This window comes from Pseudomonas sp. 39004 (genome assembly GCF_028682155.1).
GTDB lineage: Bacteria > Pseudomonadota > Gammaproteobacteria > Pseudomonadales > Pseudomonadaceae > Aquipseudomonas > Aquipseudomonas capeferrum.
The window spans coordinates 1-4,988 of record NZ_JANIAG010000263.1 but is presented as its reverse complement, the minus strand read 5'-3'; the positions used below and the strand labels follow the sequence as shown (position 1 = coordinate 4,988).

The window sequence follows — 4,988 nt, the reverse complement described above, 5'->3', positions numbered from 1 at the left end:
GCCTCCCAAAATCTACCAGGCTATCAATGCGCCCAAGGCAGGATCGGAATCGCGGTCACCGCATTCTGCGGGCTGCCTTCGATCATGCGGTCGCTGTACACCAGGTACACCAGCGTATTGCGCTTCTTGTCCAGAAAGCGCACCACCTGCATGGTCTTGAACACCAGCGAGGTGCGTTCCTTGAACACTTCCTCGCCATCCTTCAACTCACCCTTGAAGTTGATCGGCCCGACCTGACGGCAAGCAATCGACGCCTCCGCACGGTCCTCCGCCAGCCCCAAGCCACCCTTCATGCCGCCAGTCTTGGCCCGCGACAGGTAGCAGGTCACGCCCTCGACCTTGGGATCGTCAAACGCTTCGACCACAATGCGGTCGTTCGGCCCAAGGAACTTGAACACCGTGGACACCTGGCCGACTTCCTCGGCCCCGGCCAGGATTGGCAGCGCCAGCGCCGCCACGGCAATCACTCGCTTGAACAGGCTCATACCAGCACCAGATTGTCGCGGTGCACCAGCTCGGGCTCAGCGCTATAGCCAAGGATCGACTCGATGCTATCGGACGACTGGCCGATGATTTTCTGCGCTTCCAGGGCGCTGTAGTTGGCCAGGCCGCGGGCCACTTCAAGGCCGTCCGGGCCGACGCATACCACCATCTCGCCACGCCGGAAACTGCCCTGCACGGTCTTCACGCCAACCGGCAACAGGCTCTTGTTGGCCTGGCGCAGTGCCTGCACGGCGCCGGCGTCGAGCACCAGCGTGCCACGGGTTTGCAGGTGCCCGGCCAGCCACTGCTTGCGCGCAGCGAGCATGCCGCGCTCAGGCGACAGCAAGGTGCCCAGGCGCTCACCGCCCTTGAGGCGATCAAGCACGCGCTCGATGCGGCCACCGATGATGATGGTATGCGCACCGGAACGTGCCGCCAGGCGCGCAGCGCGCAGCTTGGTCTGCATGCCGCCACGGCCCAGCGCGCCACCGGTGCCACCGGCCACGGCGTCGAGCGCCGGGTCGTCGGCACGGGCTTCATAGATCAGCTGGGCTTCGGGGTTGTTGCGCGGGTCGGCGTCGAACATGCCGTCGCGGTCGGTGAGGATCACCAGCAGGTCAGCTTCCACCAGGTTGGCCACCAGCGCGGCCAAGGTGTCGTTGTCGCCGAAGCGAATCTCGTCGGTGACCACGGTGTCGTTTTCGTTGATCACCGGCACCACGCCGAGGTCGACCAATGTGCGCAGGGTGCTGCGCGCGTTCAGGTAACGTTTGCGGTCGGACAGGTCGTCATGGGTCAGGAGGATCTGCGCAGTGTGCTTGCCGTGCTCGCCGAAGCTCGACTCCCAAGCCTGCACCAGGCGCATCTGGCCGATCGAAGCGGCGGCCTGCAGCTCGTTCATCGCGCTCGGTCGCGAGGTCCAGCCCAGCTGGCTCATGCCCGCTGCCACTGCCCCCGAAGAGACCAGCACCAACTCCACGCCTGCCTCACGCAGCGCGACCATCTGCTCGACCCAAACGGCCATTGCGCCGCGATCCAGGCCTTTGCCATCGGCGGTCAACAGCGCACTGCCAATCTTCACGACCCAGCGCTTGGCGCCCGTCACCTTGCTTCGCATCTTCTTCCAACCTATGTCGAATCTGTAGATACAGTGGATACAAAAACGCCGCTCCAGAGAGCGGCGTTTAGTGTACTGCAACCGGTCAGTCGCGCACGTAAATGATTTCCGGGCCGTCTTCGTCGTCCTCGAAATCATCGTCCCAACCGTCATCGTCGCCGATGTCGTGGACGCTCTTGACGCCTGTGCGACGCAGGGTACGGGCGTCGTCCAGGGCCTGCAACTGGGCGCGGGCTTCGTCTTCGATGCGCTGGTCGAGGTCGGCCAGCTCGGCGGCGAAGACCGGGTCGTTGGCCAGGCGGTCGGCGCGGTCTTCGAGGTAGCGCATCAGGTCGTGGCTGAGCTTGTCGGTGCCCTGCTTGGAGATGGCCGAGATCACATAGACCGGGCCTTCCCACTGCAAGCGCTCGACCACTTCCTTGACCCGCTCGTCGCGCTCGTCGTCCATGACCATGTCAGACTTGTTCAGCACCAGCCAGCGCTCACGCTCGGCCAGCGACGGGCTGAAGCGGGTCAGCTCGTTGACGATCACTTCTGCGGCATCGGCCGGGCTGCTTTCGTCCAGCGGCGCCATGTCGACCAGGTGCAGCAGCACGCGGGTACGCGCCAGGTGCTTGAGGAAGCGGATACCCAGGCCGGCACCGTCGGATGCGCCTTCGATCAGGCCGGGGATGTCGGCAATGACGAAGCTCTTCCAGCGGTCGACGCTGACCACGCCCAGGTTCGGCACCAGGGTGGTGAACGGGTAGTCGGCGACTTTCGGCTTGGCAGCCGACACCGAACGGATGAAGGTGCTCTTGCCAGCGTTTGGCAGGCCGAGCAGGCCGACGTCGGCCAGGACCTTCATTTCCATTTTCAGGTCGCGCTGATCACCTGGCTTGCCCGGGGTGGTCTGACGCGGCGCACGGTTGGTACTCGACTTGAAGCGGGTGTTGCCCAGGCCGTGCCAGCCGCCTTGGGCGACCATCAGCTTCTGGCCAGGGGTGATCAGGTCACCGATCACTTCCTGGGTGGTGGCGTCGATCACCGTGGTGCCGACCGGCACCCGCAGGAACAGGTCTTCACCCTTCTTGCCGGTGCAGTCGGTGCTGCCACCGTTGGCGCCACGCTGGGCCTCATGGTGACGGGTGTAGCGGTAGTCGACCAGGGTGTTGAGGTTTTCGTCGGCAACCATGTACACCGAACCGCCGTCACCACCGTCGCCGCCGTTAGGGCCACCGTTTTCGATGAATTTTTCGCGACGGAAGCTCATGCAACCGTTACCGCCGTCACCGGCTTTGACTCGAATCGATACTTCGTCAACAAACTTCATTAAAACCGCCCCTCGTCTTCCGACGAGCTGAATACTTAAAAAACCTGAGGCTCTTGCAAAAATGAGCGCGGCGGCCCCGTACGACCGTAGAAACCCACGCCGGCAGCCCATACAAACAGCTTTGCAAGAGGCTCACCACAAACGAAAAAGCCCCGTCGCATGACGGGGCTTCTGGAGCGACGTCGCGATTAGGCTGCGACGATGCTCACGTAACGGCGGTTGAACTCGCCTTTCTTCTCGAACTTGATCACGCCTTCGATCTTGGCGAACAGGGTGTGATCCTTGCCCATGCCAACGCCGTAGCCGGCGTGGAACTGGGTGCCGCGCTGACGGACGATGATGTTGCCGGCCTTGACGACCTGGCTGCCATACATCTTCACGCCAAGGCGTTTCGATTCTGAGTCGCGACCGTTACGGGTACTACCACCAGCCTTCTTGTGAGCCATGGTTCAATTCTCCAAATAAATTCAGGGGATCTAGGGGATTAAGCCTGGATGCCGGTGATTTTGATCTCGGTGAACCACTGGCGGTGGCCCATACGCTTCATGTGGTGCTTACGACGACGGAACTTGATGATGCGGACTTTATCGTGACGGCCTTGCGAAACGACTTCAGCAACAACTTTAGCGCCGGCGACGACTGGAGCGCCGATGGTGACTTCTTCACCGTTGGCAACCAGCAGAACGCGATCGAAAGTCACGGATTCGCCAGTGGCGACTTCCAGTTTTTCGATCTTGAGGAATTCACCTTCAGCGACTTTGTACTGCTTGCCGCCGGTAACGATTACTGCGTAAGACATGGGTATTTCTCCGATAATCCTGCTCACCCAGCGCTTTATATGATGAGTATTGGCTGGCATGGCTGCATGGGGCTGGAACGGCCCGGTGCAATTGCGTAAGGCAGGTGCTGCCCAGGAAGTTAGGGTGCGCGATTGTACGCAACCCCGGTTTTGCTTGCAAGTACCGCCCCCGTGGCGCTGGCACCGCGCCTTGACACACCGGGACCCGCGACCTAGCATGCCGCGCAACGTCAATGGAGCAGCCGATGCAACCCCAAACCTTCTACCGCGCGGTGGCTGATGATTTCAGCGCCGTCGACGAGATCATCAAGAAGCAGCTGACCTCGCGCGTGCCGCTGGTATCGAAGATCGGCGACTACATCACGTCGGCCGGTGGCAAGCGCCTGCGTCCCCTGCTGGTCCTGCTGTGTGGCAAGGCCCTGGGCCGCGAAGGCGACGACCTGCGCCTGCTGGCAGCGACCATCGAGTTCCTGCACACCGCCACCTTGCTGCACGACGACGTGGTCGACATGTCCGGCATGCGCCGCGGCCGTTCCACCGCCAATGCGCTGTGGGGCAACGCACCGAGCGTGCTGGTGGGCGACTTCCTTTATTCGCGCTCGTTCGAAATGATGGTCGAACTGGGTTCGATGCCGGTCATGCAGATCCTCTCCAAGGCCACCCGCGTCATCGCCGAGGGTGAAGTGCTGCAGCTATCGCGCGTGCGCGATGCCAGCACCACGGAAGAGGTGTACATGGAGGTCATCCGCGGCAAGACCGCCATGCTGTTCGAGGCCTCGACCCACAGCGCCGCCGCGCTGGCCGGCGCCAGCGACGCGCAGCGCGAAGCCCTGCGCACCTTCGGCGACCACCTGGGTGTGGCCTTCCAGCTGGTCGACGACCTGCTGGATTACAAGGGCGACTCGCAGACCCTGGGCAAGAACGTCGGTGACGACCTGGCCGAGGGCAAGCCGACCCTGCCGCTGATCTACACCATGCGCGAAGGCACGCCCGAACAGGCTGCGCTGGTGCGCCAGGCGATCCAGAAGGGTGGCCTTGAAGACCTCGAGCAGATCCGCGCGGCGGTCGAAGCCTCGGGCGCGCTGGACTACACCGCGCAGATGGCCCGTGACTACGTGAAGCGGGCCATCGAGTGCCTGGAAGTGCTGCCGGCCAGTGAATATCGCGATGCGTTGATCGAGCTGAGCGAGTTTGCGGTAGCGCGTACGCACTAACATCGCGCCACCTTCATCGCGGGCAAGCCCGCTCCTACAGGTCCATGTAGGAGCGGGAGATCG

At 62.9% G+C, this 4,988-nt stretch carries 6 protein-coding genes; 1 reads left to right on the top strand and 5 read right to left on the bottom strand.

From position 1 onward, the window contains the following. Positions 1–23: 23 nt before the first annotated feature. The 5 genes from NP534_RS25605 to rplU form a co-directional block, all read right to left on the bottom strand. On the bottom strand, positions 24–485 hold the full coding sequence (locus NP534_RS25605; protein ID WP_186660557.1) for a CreA family protein: 462 nt from the start codon (positions 483–485) through the stop codon (positions 24–26). Continuing rightward, positions 482–1,600 (bottom strand): glutamate 5-kinase, encoded by a 1,119-nt coding sequence (proB, locus tag NP534_RS25600; RefSeq protein ID WP_274100570.1) that lies wholly within the window; start codon positions 1,598–1,600, stop codon positions 482–484. The genes NP534_RS25605 and proB overlap by 4 nt, the downstream gene beginning before the upstream one ends. Positions 1,601–1,685: 85 nt before the next feature. Further along, on the bottom strand, positions 1,686–2,912 hold the full coding sequence (gene cgtA / locus NP534_RS25595; protein ID WP_033701372.1) for an Obg family GTPase CgtA: 1,227 nt from the start codon (positions 2,910–2,912) through the stop codon (positions 1,686–1,688). Between the two features lie 188 nt (positions 2,913–3,100). Beyond that, positions 3,101–3,358 carry a 50S ribosomal protein L27 gene (rpmA, locus tag NP534_RS25590; protein ID WP_008092023.1) on the bottom strand — a complete coding sequence of 86 codons (258 nt, stop codon included), beginning with the start codon at positions 3,356–3,358 and terminating at the stop codon, positions 3,101–3,103. A 38-nt stretch (positions 3,359–3,396) separates the two neighbouring features. Then, complete coding sequence (gene rplU / locus NP534_RS25585) at positions 3,397–3,711, bottom strand: 50S ribosomal protein L21 (protein ID WP_003247466.1); 315 nt, start codon at positions 3,709–3,711, stop codon at positions 3,397–3,399. A gap of 245 nt (positions 3,712–3,956) precedes the next feature. On the opposite strand from rplU, the gene NP534_RS25580 reads away from it, so the two are divergent. Next, positions 3,957–4,925: a polyprenyl synthetase family protein gene (locus NP534_RS25580; RefSeq protein WP_033701373.1), complete on the top strand. Its 969-nt coding sequence runs from the start codon at positions 3,957–3,959 to the stop codon at positions 4,923–4,925. Positions 4,926–4,988 lie beyond the last annotated feature (63 nt).